The 15799-nt window shown below is 67.0% G+C and carries 13 protein-coding genes and 2 tRNA genes; 6 read left to right on the forward strand and 9 right to left on the reverse strand.

Going from position 1 to position 15799, the window contains the following annotated elements; all coding sequences use genetic code 11:
• Positions 1 to 3: 3 nt before the first annotated feature.
• Together NRB20_RS32225 and NRB20_RS32230 are read left to right on the forward strand one after the other, a co-directional pair.
• Positions 4 to 522 carry a DUF3558 family protein gene (locus NRB20_RS32225; protein ID WP_153415185.1) on the forward strand — a complete coding sequence of 173 codons (519 nt, stop codon included), beginning with the start codon at positions 4 to 6 and terminating at the stop codon, positions 520 to 522.
• Positions 519 to 1034, forward strand: coding sequence for a DUF3558 family protein (locus NRB20_RS32230; RefSeq protein WP_194290087.1), 516 nt, complete (start codon positions 519 to 521; stop codon positions 1032 to 1034). Before NRB20_RS32225 ends, NRB20_RS32230 begins: the two co-directional genes overlap by 4 nt.
• A 10-nt stretch (positions 1035 to 1044) precedes the next feature.
• On the opposite strand, the gene NRB20_RS32235 is transcribed toward NRB20_RS32230, so the two are convergent.
• Both NRB20_RS32235 and NRB20_RS32240 read right to left on the reverse strand, forming a co-directional pair.
• Complete coding sequence (locus tag NRB20_RS32235; protein WP_227834077.1) at positions 1045 to 2163, reverse strand: Hsp70 family protein; 1119 nt, start codon at positions 2161 to 2163, stop codon at positions 1045 to 1047.
• 92 nt (positions 2164 to 2255) lie between these two features.
• A complete protein-coding gene (locus tag NRB20_RS32240) occupies positions 2256 to 2792 on the reverse strand; it encodes a MarR family winged helix-turn-helix transcriptional regulator (protein ID WP_153415187.1) in 537 nt (178 codons plus the stop codon).
• A 139-nt stretch (positions 2793 to 2931) separates the two neighbouring features.
• On the opposite strand from NRB20_RS32240, the gene NRB20_RS32245 reads away from it, so the two are divergent.
• Positions 2932 to 3003: transfer RNA gene (locus NRB20_RS32245), tRNA-Cys, on the forward strand.
• 299 nt (positions 3004 to 3302) lie between these two features.
• Here NRB20_RS32245 and NRB20_RS32250 read toward each other — a convergent pair.
• From NRB20_RS32250 to NRB20_RS32260, 3 genes are all read right to left on the reverse strand, one after another.
• Positions 3303 to 4763, reverse strand: a complete 1461-nt coding sequence (locus NRB20_RS32250; RefSeq protein ID WP_227834078.1) for a metallophosphoesterase — start codon at positions 4761 to 4763, stop codon at positions 3303 to 3305.
• 75 nt (positions 4764 to 4838) lie between these two features.
• Positions 4839 to 5507 (reverse strand): EthD domain-containing protein, encoded by a 669-nt coding sequence (locus tag NRB20_RS32255; RefSeq protein ID WP_153415188.1) that lies wholly within the window; start codon positions 5505 to 5507, stop codon positions 4839 to 4841.
• 104 nt (positions 5508 to 5611) lie between these two features.
• Positions 5612 to 6778 carry an FAD-dependent oxidoreductase gene (locus NRB20_RS32260; RefSeq protein ID WP_153415189.1) on the reverse strand — a complete coding sequence of 389 codons (1167 nt, stop codon included), beginning with the start codon at positions 6776 to 6778 and terminating at the stop codon, positions 5612 to 5614.
• 105 nt (positions 6779 to 6883) lie between these two features.
• Here NRB20_RS32260 and NRB20_RS32265 point away from each other — a divergent pair, with 105 nt between their 5' ends.
• The 3 genes from NRB20_RS32265 (at position 6884) to NRB20_RS32275 (ending at position 11597) form a co-directional block, all read left to right on the forward strand.
• Positions 6884 to 7465, forward strand: coding sequence for a TetR/AcrR family transcriptional regulator (locus tag NRB20_RS32265; RefSeq protein ID WP_153415190.1), 582 nt, complete (start codon positions 6884 to 6886; stop codon positions 7463 to 7465).
• An 85-nt stretch (positions 7466 to 7550) separates the two neighbouring features.
• Positions 7551 to 8936 carry an FAD-binding oxidoreductase gene (locus NRB20_RS32270; protein ID WP_319945670.1) on the forward strand — a complete coding sequence of 462 codons (1386 nt, stop codon included), beginning with the start codon at positions 7551 to 7553 and terminating at the stop codon, positions 8934 to 8936.
• Positions 8937 to 9569: 633 nt separating this feature from the next.
• Entirely contained in the window at positions 9570 to 11597 is a 2028-nt protein-coding gene (locus tag NRB20_RS32275) for an NB-ARC domain-containing protein (protein ID WP_153415191.1), read from the forward strand.
• Here NRB20_RS32275 and NRB20_RS32280 read toward each other — a convergent pair.
• From NRB20_RS32280 to NRB20_RS32295, 4 genes are all read right to left on the reverse strand, one after another.
• Positions 11560 to 13290, reverse strand: a complete 1731-nt coding sequence (locus tag NRB20_RS32280) for a hypothetical protein (RefSeq protein WP_153415192.1) — start codon at positions 13288 to 13290, stop codon at positions 11560 to 11562. The two genes, NRB20_RS32275 and NRB20_RS32280, sit on opposite strands and share 38 nt — an antisense overlap.
• 552 nt (positions 13291 to 13842) lie before the next feature.
• A tRNA-Arg gene (locus NRB20_RS32285) sits at positions 13843 to 13915 on the reverse strand.
• A gap of 88 nt (positions 13916 to 14003) precedes the next feature.
• Complete coding sequence (locus tag NRB20_RS32290; protein ID WP_406603907.1) at positions 14004 to 14759, reverse strand: DUF305 domain-containing protein; 756 nt, start codon at positions 14757 to 14759, stop codon at positions 14004 to 14006.
• A gap of 114 nt (positions 14760 to 14873) precedes the next feature.
• Entirely contained in the window at positions 14874 to 15740 is an 867-nt protein-coding gene (locus NRB20_RS32295) for a DUF3105 domain-containing protein (RefSeq protein ID WP_153415193.1), read from the reverse strand.
• Positions 15741 to 15799: the final 59 nt, after the last annotated feature.

Raw genomic sequence — 15799 nt, forward strand, 5'->3', positions numbered from 1 at the left:
TGGGTGTGGAAGCAGGTGGCAGGGGCGGCGGTGTTGACCTGCGCGGTGCTGTCGGTGGCCGGGTGCGGCAGTGCGGGCGGTCCGTCCGCGGCGCCGCGATCGAGTGTGCCCGCCGTCCCGGCGCAGGCCGTCGCGATCGGGCGGTGTGGTTCGGTCTCGGACGCCGATATCGCCCGCGCCACTGGGCTCACCGGCGTGCAGCAGGTGGCCGCGAATCCCATGCGATGCAGCTGGGATGCAGGCACGGGTGCGGATTACGCGGTGATCTTCCAGTGGTTCCGCGGCGTTTCGCTGCCGGATCGGCGCGGGCAGGTCACCCTCGGTACGCCGTCGACCGTGCAGGTCGCGGGGCGTCCGGGCATGCTGTGGTCGGGCGCGAAGGCGTGTGAGATCGCGGTCGCCTCGGGCGGGAACGATTTCATCGACTGGATACTCACCGGCAGCGGGCTCGAACCCGCACGGCCGCAAGGATGTTCGGACCTCGAGCAACTCGCCGCCGACACTCTCGCGAAGGTGGGATGACGATGCGGGCGATGGGCAGGGCGGCGCTCGCGGTGCTGGTGGTCGCGACGGTGGCCGGATGTTCCGGCGGCGGCACCCCGCAGACGCAGAGCACCCCGGCCGCGGCGGCGAACATTCTCGCCGGGTGCGGTCCGGTGAGCGATCAGGCCATCGCCGGACAGCTGCGGGCGACCTCGGTGCGTCGGGAGAGCGCGCCGACCACGTGTACTTGGATCGCGCAAACCCCCAGCGGCACAATCGATATCAGCTACAGCTGGTTCTCCGGGGATGTGCTGATGCGGGAGACGCAGGTCGCCGCGCAGTACGGGTATTCGATCGAGAAAGTGGTGGTCGACCGATTCGGCGCGATGTACTGGCGTGATCCGCAGGACCCGAGCAGTTGCGGGGTGACCGCCGCCGACGGCGGAACGGTCACCTGGTGGGTGCAGAATCGCGACCGTGCCGCGCAACCCGATCCGTGTCCCGCCGCGATGAGCCTGATGCACACCACACTGACCTTCGACGGTATCTGAGAATCCGAAATCACTTGGGCGGCAACTGATTCACCGGAGTACCCGCAATCTCGACCGGGGTCGGCGTGGTGTTGCGCGGGGCCGGGGAGGTCGAATCCCGGTTCGTACTCAGCAGACCCGCGACCGTCGCGCCCAGGGTAGCCGTAACGGCAAGTGCGGCAACGAGTTTGCGTTTGGACACCGGCGCGGTCTCGACGGGGCGCAGCGTCGGGCGGGCTCCGAATCGCACGCCCCGCACCCGGCGGGCCGAGGGCAGCTGGGTCGCCATCAGCACCGCGCCGCGCGCGGAGACGAATTCCGGTTCCGGATCGTAGATGACCGGCAGATCCAGCAGTTGTCCGAGCGCGTCGCGGATGCCGGGATTGCGGGAACAGCCGCCGAGCAGGGCGATCGCCTTCGGCGGGACACCGGTCTCCTCGATCATCTGCCGCACGTACGACACCGAATGGTGAATTCCGGCGTCGGCCAATTCCTCGAAATCGCTGCGCGTCACCACCATTCGCGCACCGCTGCTCGGATCGGTCGCGGTCAGCACCGGTTCGGCGGTCAACGCCTCCTTGTAGGCGCGGCTGGTCGGTTTATCGATACTGAGTCCGCTGTGTGCCAGATGCCACCGCAGCAGCGCGTCGTGTCCGTCGCCGCCCAGCACGGTGCTGCGGCGGACCGCGAGAATGGCGTCGGTGGCGCAATCGGCCTCGGTGACCGTCAGCCCGGACGCGCCCAGATCGTAGAGCAGCACCGCGCCGTCGTCGGGGAGTTGCCCGCTGAAACGCAGGTAACGCAGCTGGGCCAGCGGTTCGTCGACGATGGTCAGGCGGCTGCGTCCGGCCTGGGCGCGCACCGCCTCCTCGTGCAGGGAGCAGCGGCAGGTGACCGCGATACCGGTGATGAACTCCTCGCGTTGCGCGGCCGCGTCCCGCATCAGCCGGATGGCCGTGAACACCGATTCCTCGACGCCACCCCCGGCTCGGCGCGGCACGGTGCAGCGATCGATCGGTGGCAGATGCGGCTGATCGGAGTGCGTCAACATCGCGCGGGCTCCTCCAGCGCCCGCCGACACCCCCAAGACCAGCACCATGGCCTCCATGGTGAACCTTTCGCGCCCGGATGGGAAGGTCATGGGGGTCATGTCGCTGGCAGGATGCTGAATGGTTATCCGGAGGGGGTGCGATCAGCGTTCGAAACCGGAATTCGTGCCTACCGGTCGGATGGTTGCGCCCGTCAGGACCAGTGTGTCGGCGTGTCGCCGATATCGAAATCGCCTGCCGCTCGTCGGAACTCCGACAGTAGCTGCAATAGCTGGCGCAGTCGCTGCGGCGGCAGGCCGGGACGGGCGAAGACCGAATCGTTCAATTCCTCGGTCGCCTGCGCGACCACTCGGCGACCGGCCTCGGTGATCTCGATCAACGTCGCGCGCCGGTCACTCGGATGCGGGACCCGTTTGACCAGTTCGGCGGCCTCGAGCCGGTCGACGGTATTGGTGACGCTGGTCGGATGCACCTGCAACCGGGCACTGGCCACCGCCATCGGCAACGCCCCCGTCCGGCTGAAACTCAGCAGCGCCAGCAGTTCGTACCGCGAGAACGTCAACCCCGAGGGCCGCAGCGCCTCGTCCACCCGCGCCATCACGATCTGCTGCGCCCGCACCAGCGACGTCACCGCCGCCATCCCGTCCGCGACCTCCCCCCAACCGTGCGAAGTCCACTGGCGATGGGCCTCTGCGATCGGGTCCAGGGGCAGCGGGCGGGGTGTAGCCATGCCGACGAGTCTAGTGGGGAGGCCCAGAATGCCGGTTCCCGTGTCATACGGGTGTGAGCGCCCCAATAAGTCGGTTTTCGATCATGGTGACCGCAATCCTGTGCCGCCGGGACTTCGAAAGGCATTATCGAATTCCGATGCGGGTGTGCCTGAGTGGTTTAGGGGGCGGTCTGCAAAACCGTGTACGCGGGTTCGATTCCCGCCACTCGCTCTGTATCTTTGGCCTCCGCTTCGCTCCGGCGGGTTCGCGGCCCCCTTGAGCCTCGCCGATGAGCCCCGTGTCGGGCACTCGTTCCTCGCACCCGCCACGCGTCTCATCGGCGAGCCGGGCCGCGACGGTGTCCTTGGCCTTCGCTCCGCTCCGGCGGGTTCGCGGCCCCTCGAGGCTCACCGGTCGGCCCCGTGTCGGGCACTCGTTCCTCGCACCCGCCACGCGTCCGACCGGCAAGCCGGGCCGCGAACATTGCTGTCGGCGTTCAACGGGGTTGGCGGAACCGGGTCGGAATGTGGCTAGCCCAGGCCCGAAAAGTCGCGTAGGACAACGTGGTTGCGGTCGGCGGTGGTGCCGAGGGTGTATTCGGGGATGAGGCCGAGGTATTCGGCGCGGCTGCGGGTGCTCCAGCGGCGGGCGGCGGGGGTGCGGGTCTTGTAGAAGTTGACGGTGTAGCCGCCCTCGTAGACGCGGACGAGGGTGTAGCCGCCGGGGTATTCCTTGACCGCGCCCACCTCGAGGAATTCGACGTTCAGTGGGAGGTCGGGGGCGGTGCGGCGGTTGCGGTGGGTGTGGCCCGCGTGATGCAGGAAGACGCCGGGGGCGGTGCGGTAGAGGTTCTGCAGGGTGGTCGCGTCGGCGCGGTTCAGGATGAAATCGGGGCCGTTGATATTGGACAGGGCCGAATTCTGCGTGACCGGGTGATGGCCGAAAACCAGTGTCGGACGGTCCGGATCGGCGCGCAGCACCTCGCGCAGGTGAGCGAACTGATCGGGATCGATGGTGCCGCCCGCTTGGTCGAGGCGGGTGGTGTCCAGGCCGAGCAGGCGCAGCTCGCCTACCCGATGATCGACGAGTTGTCCTCGCGCGCCGAATGATTCGCCCCAGCAGTCGTGGTGATCGGCGTCGGACACCGGGCGGCACGCGGCGTAGTCAGCGCCGACGTGCGGTCGGTCGTGATTGCCGCGCACGGCGAACCAATCCCGTCCGGATCTGCCCCAGCTGTCCAGATGTGCTCGGACGGCACGACTTTGGTCCGGTGTGGCTTCCGCGGTGAGGTCACCGGCCAGCAGTAGCTGGTTCGCGCCGCGGTCGGGTCGCCGCAGATCGTCGAGCATCGCGGTCAGCATCACCTCGGGATAGGGTGCCAGCCCCGGCTCCTGGCGCACGCCCGGCGGAAATCCGTTCGTGATCAGACCGGCGATCTCCTCGCCGAAATGCACGTCGTTGCACAGCGCGACGGTGCGCAGCAGACGGCCCGGCGGCAGTGCGAGGGTGCTGAAAACCCCTGTGCATTCGGGACTTCCGGGCAGATGCGTCACGACGGTCGCCGCCGGAACCGCGCGCACGCCGTCGGACCACGCCTCGAAACGGTAGCTGCGTCCGGGTTCGAGCCCGGTGACTTCGGCGTAGTGGTAGGGCGTGCGGTCCGCGTCGTCGTGCACGAGCCTGGCCGGGCCCACCGCATCGGCCGGAGTCAGGCGGACCTGCGTGCCCGCATCCACCGGGATCCGATTACCGGCCGCATCGGTTCCCAGTGTGGTCCAGGTCGCAATCGCCGAGGTCGGCGTCAGCGTGACCACCTCGAGATCGGTTGCGATCATCGAATTCGGTTGTGCCCGAGCGGTTCCCGTCGCCAACATGATCGGTGCGGCAGCCAGCGCCGCCAGCATCCGTCGCCGATTCGGACCACAGCACGTCATCAGCGCATCCCCGTTCGCACCCGTTCCGCCCGCCGACGCGAGCGTGGTCACCGTCATCGCGCAGACTACGGCACGTGGGTGTCGCGGGCACGACGGTCCCGGGTGATTCGCGGTCGTCGGCGACCCGGGGATTCAGCGCAGGGTGTAGTGATATCTGCTGGTCGGGACCACATCGATATCCCGGTCGGCACCGAAGGCGGCGATACTGGTCATCATCCGGGTGACGCGGCGTCGCAACTCGGCGTCGTCACCGCCGCTACCCCAGAACGCGTGCGGATCGGTCATGGCGGCCATCGGGAACAGTTCCTCGACCAGACCGTCGAGGTGACGTCCCGGAGTCACCGCCGAGACGACGGTGTTCTGGAGATAACCGAAGGTCGCCTGCGTCTCCATGGCGATCGCGGTGTGCACGTCGTGCCAATACCGTTGCCACGCTTCGGATGTCATCTCCGAGGGAGTGCGCAGGAACGCGAGATTGGACAGCGCGTCGAAGCGGGTGCCGTCGGCGGTCGCCGGGGGCGGCATCGGGACGCGCTCCTGCACGATCCAGCCTTCGACCCGATCGGCGAGGGCATCGAGTTCGCGGGTGATCGGCTCGTGTTCCGCCGCGGTCCACACGCTGACCACGGCGGCCACTGGTTCGTCGTAGGTCGAGAGCCGCAACGCCGCCGCCGCGACATCGTCATCGACCACGTTGACCTGCAATTCCGCAGCGCCCGCGCGGGCCAGCCGGAGATGCGACGCGGGGGAGCGCAGCGTGTCGCGCAGATCCGAACCCCACAGGGCGTACATCAATTTCATCTCGCTCGCCCTTTCGACGGAGGTCTGATCGACGAGGGTATCGGCGTGCGAGGACCGCCTGGGGGAATTCCCGCGGACGGTCTCGCTGAGCGGAATCGCCGGGTTCAGCGGGTGCTGAGTTCGGCGAGTTGGAAGGCGATCGCGCGCCGCACGAACGGGAACAGCACCGCGGTGCGAATCACGATGTTGCGCAGGGCGCGAGCCGGACGCGGGCGCAGGGTGGCCATGCGGGTCATGCGATCGGTGAGCGTGACCACGTCCTGCGCGATCGGACGACGGGTCGCCTCGTACTGATCGAGCAACGTGTCCGCCTCGCCGTGCAGCACCCGCGCGAGCAACCGGCCCAGCAGCGCGCCGTCCTGGATGCCGGTGTTCATGCCCTGCCCACCGGCCGGGCTGTGCACGTGGGCGGCGTCACCGGCGAGCAGGACGCGGCCCGCGCGGTAGTGGTCCGCGAGCCGGTGGTGGACGTGAAAACGCGAGCTCCACAACACTTCTCGGATCCGTCCGCCCGGACGACGCGCGTCGATGATGGCTTGCAGGAAGGCCAGGTCGGGTTGTTCGGGGGCCTCGTCCACGGTGGCGACGATGCGGAACCGGTCGTCCTGCTCGTCGGGCAGCGGCGCGACCAGGGTGAATCCCTCCGGCGCCAGGTGCAGCGCGACCTCGGTGCGCGGATCCGGCCAGTCCATCCGGACGTCGGCCAGTGCGAAGGATTCCGGGTAGCTCGCGCCGGTGAATCCGATGCCCGCCTGTTCGCGCACCACGCTGTGCATACCATCCGCGCCGACCACGTAGTCCGCCCGGATGGACCCGGAATCGCCTGCGGCATCGGTGAATTCGACGGTGACGCCGGTGTCGTCGCCCCGGACGGCGGTGACCGTGTACGGCCGCAGCACCGTGCCGCCCGCCCGGTGCAGCCGGGCCAGCAGCGCCTCCTCGGTGGTGGCCTGGCTGATCAGCAGTGCGTAGGGGAATCGGGTGGGCAGGTCGTCGAAGCGGATGGTGGCCAGGCGTTCCGGGCCGTCGTTGAGGTCGAACTGGCCGACGACGAGTCCGCGTTCGTTGAGTTCGGCGGCGACGTCGAATTCGTCGAGGACCTCGAGGGTGCGGGCGTGCACGACCGCGGCGCGCGAGGTGTTCGCCCCCTCGGCCAGCCGGTCCAGCAGCACCACGTCGACGCCCGCGTCGGCGAGGGCGATTCCGGTGGTCAGACCGGCGGGACCGGCGCCGATGACGACGACCGAGGCGGTGGCGGGAACGGTGTTCATAACGGCTCCTCTGGTTTGCCAACACTTGTTGGCCAACGACTGTTGACATCAACGATAGAACTCCGGAGGTGGCGCGTCAACAGTTGTTGGCCTACGTTTGTTGGCATGACCGCCGAGACCACCGCCCGCCGCTCCGATGCCACCCGCGCCGCCATCCTGGCCGCCGCCCGGCACCGCTTCGCGCAGGACGGCTTCCGCAAGGCGACCATCCGGGCCATCGCCGCCGACGCCGCAATCGATCCGTCGATGGTGATGCGGTACTACGGCAGTAAGGAGGGGTTGTTCGACGCGGCCCTCGAGATCGATCTGGAACTGCCGGATCTCGGTGTGGTGCAACAGGATTCACTCGGCGAGACGATCGCGCGCCGATTCCTCGAACTGTGGGAGACCCCGCCCGGCGACGAGATCCTGCTGACCCTGCTGCGCTCGGCGGTGACCGACGACGAGGTCGGCAAGCGCGCCCAGCGGATCTTCGCCGGACAGATCATGCCGATGGTGCTGCGCGTCGGCGATCCGGCCGACGCCCCGCGCCGCGCGGGCCTGATCGCCAGCCAGGTCCTCGGCGTGGCGCTGTGCCGCTACGTGCTGCGCCTGGAACCGATGGTCGCGATGACGCCCGCCGAACTGACCGCCAGCATCGCCCCCGTACTCCAGCGCTACCTGACGATCCGTCCCGGCGAGTCCTGACCCGCGCGGTGCGTGTCGCGGCGGGTCGTAGGGTTGAACTGCCGTCGCGGACGTGCGACGCGTGCGAGAAAGGCGAGGTGCGGTGGTGCATTCGGTGGAGGAACTGGCCGCGCGGCTGCCCGAGGGGCGCGTCGTCACCGATCCGGACGTGATCGAACGATACGGGCACGACGAGGCCGAATGGGCTCCCTACGAGCCGCCGCTGGCGGTGTTGCGGCCGCGGTCGGCCGAGGAGGTCCGCACGATGGTGCGGTGGTGCGCCGAACATCGCGTGCCGGTGATCGCGCGCGGGGCGGGGACCGGGCTGTCCGGTGGGGCGAACGCGACCCGCGACAGCGTGGTGCTGTCCTTCGAGCGGATGAACGCGGTGCTGGAGATCGATCCGCTCGAGCGCGTCGCGGTCGTGCAGCCGGGCGTGGTCAACGAGGATCTGCGGACCGCCTGCGCCGCATACGGGCTCTGGTATCCGCCGGATCCGGCGAGTGCGCCGTGGTCCACGATCGGCGGCAACGTCGCCACCAATGCGGGCGGGCTGTGCTGCGTGAAGTACGGGGTGACCCGCGACTATGTGCTGGGTATGCAGATCGTCACGGGCACAGGGGATCTGGTTCGGCTGGGCCGCCGCACCGCGAAGGGGGTGGCGGGGTACGACCTGGCCGGATTGCTGGTCGGCTCGGAGGGGACGCTCGGCATCATCACCGAGATCACGGTGCGGTTGCGGCCACGTCGTCCGGCCGAGCGCACCGTGGCCGGATATTTCGACTCCATCGTGGATGCCGGGCGGGCCGTCGAGGCCGTCGTCGGTTCCGAGGTGATCCCCTCGGCGCTCGAACTCATCGACCGGCATTGCCTACGCGCGGTGGATGATTGGAAGAAACTCGGGCTCTCGGTCGACGCCGAGGTCGTCCTGCTCGGTCGCGTCGACGTCGCCGGATCGGTCGGCGAGGCCGACGCGGAGACCATGCGCGCCTGCTTCGAGAAATCGGGCGCGACGTGGAGTGCGGTATCCACCGACGAAACCGAGTCCGAGGCCCTGTTCCAGGCCCGCCGCCTGGCCTATCCGGCCGTCGAACGCCTGGGACCCGTTCTCACCGAAGACATCTGCGTCCCCGTCCGCGCGGTCCCCGCCATGCTCGCCCGCATAGAACAAATCGCCCAGCACCACGACACCGTCATCGCCAACATCGCCCACGCCGGCGACGGCAACCTCCACCCGCTCCTGATCACCTCCCACGACGACGAGGCCGCCCGCGCCCGAGCCCAAGCCGCCTTCGCCGACATCATCGACGCCGCACTGGATTTCGGCGGCACCGTAACCGGTGAACACGGCATCGGCCTCCTGAAGATGCCCGGCCTCGCCCGAGAACTGGACCCCGTCGCAATGGCCATGCACCACAACATCAAACAAGCCCTCGACCCCCTGGGAATCCTCAACCCGGGCAAGGTGATTCCCGCAAGTCTCCCTGATTGATGCTGTGTATCAAGGTGATCCGGGCGTCGATCGCAGTCCGAGCGGACAGAGAAGTGAGGCTGCATCATGTGTCTTCAAGGGCTACATACTGATTGATCGCGCGTAGGAGACTCGCGCCATCACCTCGACGAATGAATCATGGCCGGAGGCAGCGGGATCAGTACCGCGTGATGACGCCCGGTATGGCTCACCGCCACTTGGATGTAGCCGGAAACGGTCGATGGCGGTCCAGACTGCTCCCCGCAACGGTATTCGACCCGATGGCGTGTAGATCACGCCGGGAAATACCGTGATGTCGCCGATGTCGAGCAGTGGGCAATTGACTGGCTGAATCGGTGAAGAGGCTGGGATCGGCAGCCACGGTTGCGGTTCGCGGGGTGCGGTCATGGTCGTTTCGCTCCTCTGGATCGGCGGAGCGTGTCGGTACCGGGAGCGCTCGTTGATCCACCTCGGGCCTTGGGTGACGTCCGTCCATAGCCGGTTGGCCGTTGAGCGTTACTTCCATCGGTACCGAGGTGTTCGTCCGATGGTCGAATGTTCGTTGCTGCCGGTACAGTTGGGCTGCGGTTGTCTGCGTGGGCGGGATGCCGCGTGGCTCGGTTCGCTGGTGGGCACGGCTAGGGAGGGTCTGGGATGGTGGTGCCGCACGAGGTGCTTCTGGCACCTCGGGACTTCGTGAATCGGAAGCCTGCTCTGGAGTGGAGTGACGGTTTCTGGGCCGATGACAGCGGCCATGCCCGGGTGGGGGTGTGCTCGGGGCTGCCGGGGGTGGGCAAGACCGCCTTCGTGCGCCGCAGTGTCGAAAAGGCAATAGCGTCAGGGCGATTCGCCGACGGTCAACTGTGTGTCGAATTCGGTTCGGGGCCGGGGGAGCGGACGTCGGTGTCCGACGGGCTCGCGGCCTGCCTGGCCGCACTGGGTATCGCCACCGACGCGATTCCGAGCAGTCTGAAAGAACGCTCCAACCGTCTGCGCAGCATCACGGCAGAGAAATCGGTGTTGATCGTGCTGGAGGACGTCACCGATGCCGCGCAGGTGGTGCCGTTCGTTCCCGGCGGTCCGACCAGCGCGGTGCTGGTGACCAGTAACAAGCTGCTCACCGAACTGGTGCTCGACGGTGCGTGGGGGCATCACTTGGAACCGCTGGACGGCATCGCCGGCACTCATCTGCTCACCGCACTCGTCGGTGAGCGCGTGGAGCGCGAACCCCTCGCCGTCGCCGAACTCGTCCGACGATGCGCGGGCCTGCCCGTCGCGCTCAAACTCACGGCGGCCCGGCTGCTGGCGCGTCCGAGCCTGCGGGTGGAAGCCCTGGTGGCCTCGATCGATGCCGATGACAGCGGTGTCGCGCCGTTCACCCGGGCCGGTTGGGAGAAGGTGACCGCGGTCTTCTCCGAATCGTATGAAGCCTTGGACGGCGAGGCCGCTCGTCTGTTCCGGTTGCTGGGCATATTTCCGGGGCGGGATCTGGCCGCCGAGACCCTGGACGTGTTGCTGGACCGCGGCCCCGTCGTGCGGGATGCCGCGATCTACTCACTCATCGACGCCGGATTCCTCGTCGAAGACTCGGCGGGTCGAATGTCTTTGCACCCCTTGCTGTCTCAGTACGCCGCACAATTGTCCGAGTACATGGATCACAGTGCCGATCGGGAGGCCGCGCTGGCGCGAGTTGCGAGTCATCTGGTGCGGCGTGCGGCGCAGGCCGATCGGAAGATCATGGGAGAAAAGCGTTTTCGATGCACTCCCGACGAGGTCGCCACCGGTGCGGAATCCCCGTTCGCCGATGACCGCGACGATACCGCGGCCTACGCGTGGTTCGAAGTCGAGCGGGCCAACCTGCTCGATCTCCAGCGGGTCGTCGCGGCCAAGGGGTGGCACGACTGGTCCTGGCAGTTGGCTGAGGCATTGTCCGCGCTGTATTCGCAGCGCCGCTATTTCGTGGACTGGACCGTATCGAGTGAGATCGGTGCGGCCTCGGCCCACAGGGCCGGTAACGTCCGAGCGGAGGCGCGGCTGCGCAGTTATGTCTCCCGCCCCTTGCTCGAGCTGGAACAATTCGAGCGCGCGCACGACGAATTGCTCGTCAAGGCATTCCCGTTGGCCGAAGCCATCGGTGAGGGTCGGCTGCTGGGATCGGTATGGGAGATGATCGGTCGCTATCGCGATGTCATGGGTGATCCCGCCGGGGCGCTGGAAGCGTACACACACTCGAGCGCGCTGTTCGAAGCCGAAAACGATGCCCGGGGAATCGCTTTCGTAACCGTCTTTCGCGCACAGATGCTGTACCGGCTCGGTGACCTCGAATCAGCCGAGCGCACAGCACGATCCGCGGTGGAAAGGTTGCGGGCGCTGCCGAAGCCAGAGCCCAAGATGGAGGGCCGCGCTCTTACCGAGCTGGGTAAGATATCCGCCGAACGCGGTGAATATGCTGGTGCGCGTGCACAACTCGATAATGCGATCAGCATCCTGACAACTGGTGGTGGATACGCGTTCTACGCCGCAGGCGCGCACGAGCAGGTGTTCCGTCTGGCCGAGCGCACCCAGGACACCGAACTCATGCGAACCTCGCTGGAACAGATGCTCGTCATCCATCGTGATCTGGGTAGCGCGCGGGTGCGTGAGCTCACCGAACAGTTGGCTCAGCTGACCGATCGATCGTGAATTCGACAGGGAGCCTTTTGATTCCGGCCTGGATGGTCAGTTTTCGATCCGTGAGTGAACCGTCCAGCAGGCAGCAGTAGATCGCCGATGCGATCAGCTGAACCGATTGTGCGACATCGGATTCGGAGGTGATCAGCACGTTCCGATGCCTGCGAATCACCGCGAGGCAGCCCTGCGGTGTCGGTGCGACCGCAAGTCTCGCGCCCGGATGAGCGGTCAGTGTCGAGACCGCCCAGCGTTGTGCGGGAACGGGATCCAGTATCCCGCTACGGGTGATGGCGGCAGCACGCTCCATGGCCTTCACTTCGAGTTCCCGGTAATCGATGACCACATGGGTTTCGGCGTCATCCGTCGAGGACGCGTAGTGCCGCACCGATACCGGAAACCGCACCAGTGCCAGCGTGTCGTCGACCGGCGCGACGGTGTGCACCGTGTATCCGGTGACATCCTGAATTGTGCAGTGTGGGACCGGAATTCGAATCACCGAGTCGGTGTGCGCCAGCGGCTCCACACGGAGTTTTCCGTAGAGCGCCTGCTGGAGGGCGAGGGTAGCCCCTTCGGTACCGGCGAACACCCGATCGATGATGTGCTGGTATCGCCCGGAATCGTGTCTTTCTCTCCCAGCCTTGTATTGCTCACGGGCGCAATGGATCTGATGAGCCAGATCGCCGTCGAAACGTAAGGTCGGGGCCAGTCGGGCAAGGTCCTCGGCGGGCGTACCCGGAACCGTCTCCGTCGCAGCGCCTGCCATCAGCAGTGGGCGATCCAAACCTGCGGCGAACAGCCCCAATGAGCCGTGATCGGAAATAACGACGTCGGCGGCGATGAGTGTGGCCTGCCAACCTGCCTCGGGCGGCAGCGCCGCGAGCCCGGCCCGCAGCGCGGACGAATACCATGTCTCGATCTGCAGCTTCTCTTCCAGCGCCCAGATATTGGGATGAAATATGGCTGCTACCTGGTATGAATCGGCATCCAACGTGGCCAGCAGTCGCGTCACGACGTTGGGATCGCACCCGATCACCGACTCCGGCCCCCAGGTCGAGGCGATGGTTACCAGGGTGCGGTCGCCGGTGCCCAGCGCCTCCCGGTAGTCGTCGCGCAGATCGACGCTCGCGAGCATCTGCTCGAAGGTCGGGTCGCCGATGTGCACGGTCCGGCCCGCGGTCTCCGGCACGGCGGCGAGCAGCTCCTCGCGCTGTCCGGGGTGTGAGAGTGCGATGGTGATATCGCGCGTCCGCAGCGCCTTTCGCGGTGGGATGCCAGCGATGCGCAGCTCTTTTCCCCTACCCGCGTAGACCAGTTTGTTGAACCCGAGGCCGTGTGCGAGCAGGAAGATCGGACCGTCGAGGGCCGAGAAATCGATGGTCTCGCTGGCGCACAAGGTGAGGTGATACCGCACCTTCCCGCGCCGGACTCGTTTCCAATCGATGATCTTCGCGCCCCTGCGATGCAGTAGCTCGGGGACGTCGGCGCCGAAGGCCGACCTGTCGTCGGTGGTGAATGCGAACTCTATCCGGAAGTCGTCGCGGAACAGCGAGATCGCCTCCAGCAGACGATAAGTCGAGGTCGGGCTGCGTGCGACCAGCAGCACGTGGAACTTGCCCTCGGTGAAGGTCTTCCACGTCGTGTCATCGGTGCGGGTCGACCATGCCTCGCCGCTGCGGCGGCGCGACACGCCACGTTCCCCATCCACTACCGCACCGTCCCCCGATCGGAAAATCGCTGGCCCGCAACCGATATCGATCCCCGAACCGCCACCGGGACCGACCGATCACCCGGTTTCCGGTTTCCGGCATCCGGCATCCGGCATCCGGCATCCGGCATCCGGCATCCGGCATCCGGCATCCGGCATCCGGCATCCGGCATCCGGCATCCGGCATCCGGCATCCGGCATCCGGCATCCGGCATCCGGCATCCGGCATCCGGCATCCGGCATCCGGCATCCGGCTCGAGCATTCAGTATAGCGCGGATCGCAGGATGAAATGCCAAGTAGTGCAGTCGATTTCGATGAAACCCGAACCGGACGATCAGTGTGTCGCAAACTCCCCGTGCGCAATTCGGCTACATGGTGGCCCGATCGAGGACTCGCCGAGGAGTGCCACGCGATTGCCACCTGTTGTCCATCCCTGTTCGAGCCGTCGAATCCGGTTCAACCGTAGCCGATCCGGACAACCGCGATCCGCGCCCACCTCGCGTGCCCGACAACGAAAAAACCCTGACCAGTCGCACTGATCAGGGTTTCGGTGCCCTCGGCAGGAATCGAACCTGCGGCCTTCTGCTCCGGAGGCAGACGCTCTATCCCCTGAGCTACGAGGGCGGGGATGGACCCGTTCGTCTTTCGTCCGATCGGGCTGGGAAAGCGTATCGCATCATCGGCCGTGAGCCAAAAAGCGGGCTCGAGCGGGTCAGGTCATGGGGAGTGGGGGTGCGTTGCGGGCGGTGAGGAGTTGGGTCATGAGCTGGATCTCGCCCTGCTGGGTGGCGTTCATACTCGTGGCGAGGGTGCGGACGGCGTCGGTGTCGGCGTGCGTGCTCGCGTAGTCGACCATGGTGATGCCGCCCTGATGGTGACGCAGCATCAGTTGCAGGAACAGGGTGTCCTGCTCGGGGCCGGTGAGTTGGCGCAGGCGGTTCATCTCGGTGGCGGTGGCCATACCGGGCATGGACTGCACCGCCCCGGTCGGCTGCGCGCTCATCGACATCGAGGGCATCGAACCCATCGAATCGTGCATGCCGCCGTGCGCACTCATCCAACCCATGTACCCGTCCGGATCCACGCTCGGCCGCTGCCACAGCTGCAACCAGCCCTGCATACGCCCGGCCTGATTCTGCTGGGTGGTCAGAATGTCGTACGCGAACCGCTTGATCTCGGGATCACTCCCACCCGACAACTCCAGCGCCGCCATCTGCACCGCCTGCGCATGATGCACCGACATGTCCTGACAGAACCCGACATCCACGGCATTCGGCGCGGCATCCCCCTTGTCCTGCAAGGGAATCCGCGCGATCACCCCGATCGCGAACCCGGTCAGCAGCAAACATGCCCCGAGCAATACGAACAACGTGGTGCGGCGTCGAGGCGAGGACCCATCGGCCTCGGTCGAGTCGAGATCCGCAGACGCCGCCCGACCAGATTCGCCGAGACCGCTCTCGGCCCGCACAGCGTCGGAATCATCCGGATCGTCGGCCCGCCCGGATTCGTTCCCGCCGACAGCCTCGGTCGACACCGGGTCCTCCCCGGCATCGACATCGGCCGAACACCCGCTGTTACTCACTTACCGACCAGCACCCGGAACGAACTGCCCCCCACCCGACGGAACCGGAATCCCCGGAATCCCACCCGGCAACGCCCCACCCATCTCACTCGGATCGGTCTGCAATCCCTTGCCGTCCATGGGAATCGCATCCTTACCCGGCGCGCTCGCGTCGAACGCGGGCGGATTGTCGGTGTCGAACGTCGGATTGGCGCAGTCCGCGCCGACCTCCGGATAGGTGTACTGATTCAACCGCAGCGCCGTGATGAACTCGCCGACGCGCTTGTCCTTCGGATCGTCCAGCTTCAGCTGATGCCCCCAGGATTGCAGCGATACGGTATGATCCAGCCCGGGATACGGCGACATCAACATCGCGGGCTTGCCCTGCACCCGGTCCTTCAGCGAATCCAGCGCCGAACCGGTCACCTTGTCGGGGTTGTAGGCGATCCAGACCGCGCCGTGCTCGAGCGAATGCACCGCGTTCTCGGTGCGAATCGCCTTGCCGTACACCACGCCCGTGCAGGTGGCCCAGGACGCGTCGTGCGGGCCGCCCATCGGCGGGGTCATGTCGTAGGCCACCCGCTGCGTCGCCGAGACGTGCAGTCCGGCCGGATACTCCTTGTGCACCACGCCCGGAATATCGGTCGAGGGATCCTTGTGGTCCGCGGTCGGGGTGAATTTCTGCGCATCGGCCTTCTGCTGATACTTCGGCACCAGATAGACCGCGAGCGCTGCCACCAACGCCACGATCACCACGACGCCGCCGACGATCGGCCACTGGATCCGACCACCCCCGGGCAGTTTCGGACCGCCCTTGGATTTACTCGCGGGAGCGGACCGGGCGGCGGCACGGATGGCCTTGGCCGACTTTGCGCTGGTGTTCGGCATCGCTGATGGGCTCTCTTCGATCGGTCGGCTGATCCGAGTCCGGGAAACCCGCTGGCGGT

It is taken from the genome of Nocardia macrotermitis, assembly GCF_009604405.1.
Classification (GTDB): Bacteria; Actinomycetota; Actinomycetes; order Mycobacteriales; family Mycobacteriaceae; genus Nocardia; species Nocardia macrotermitis.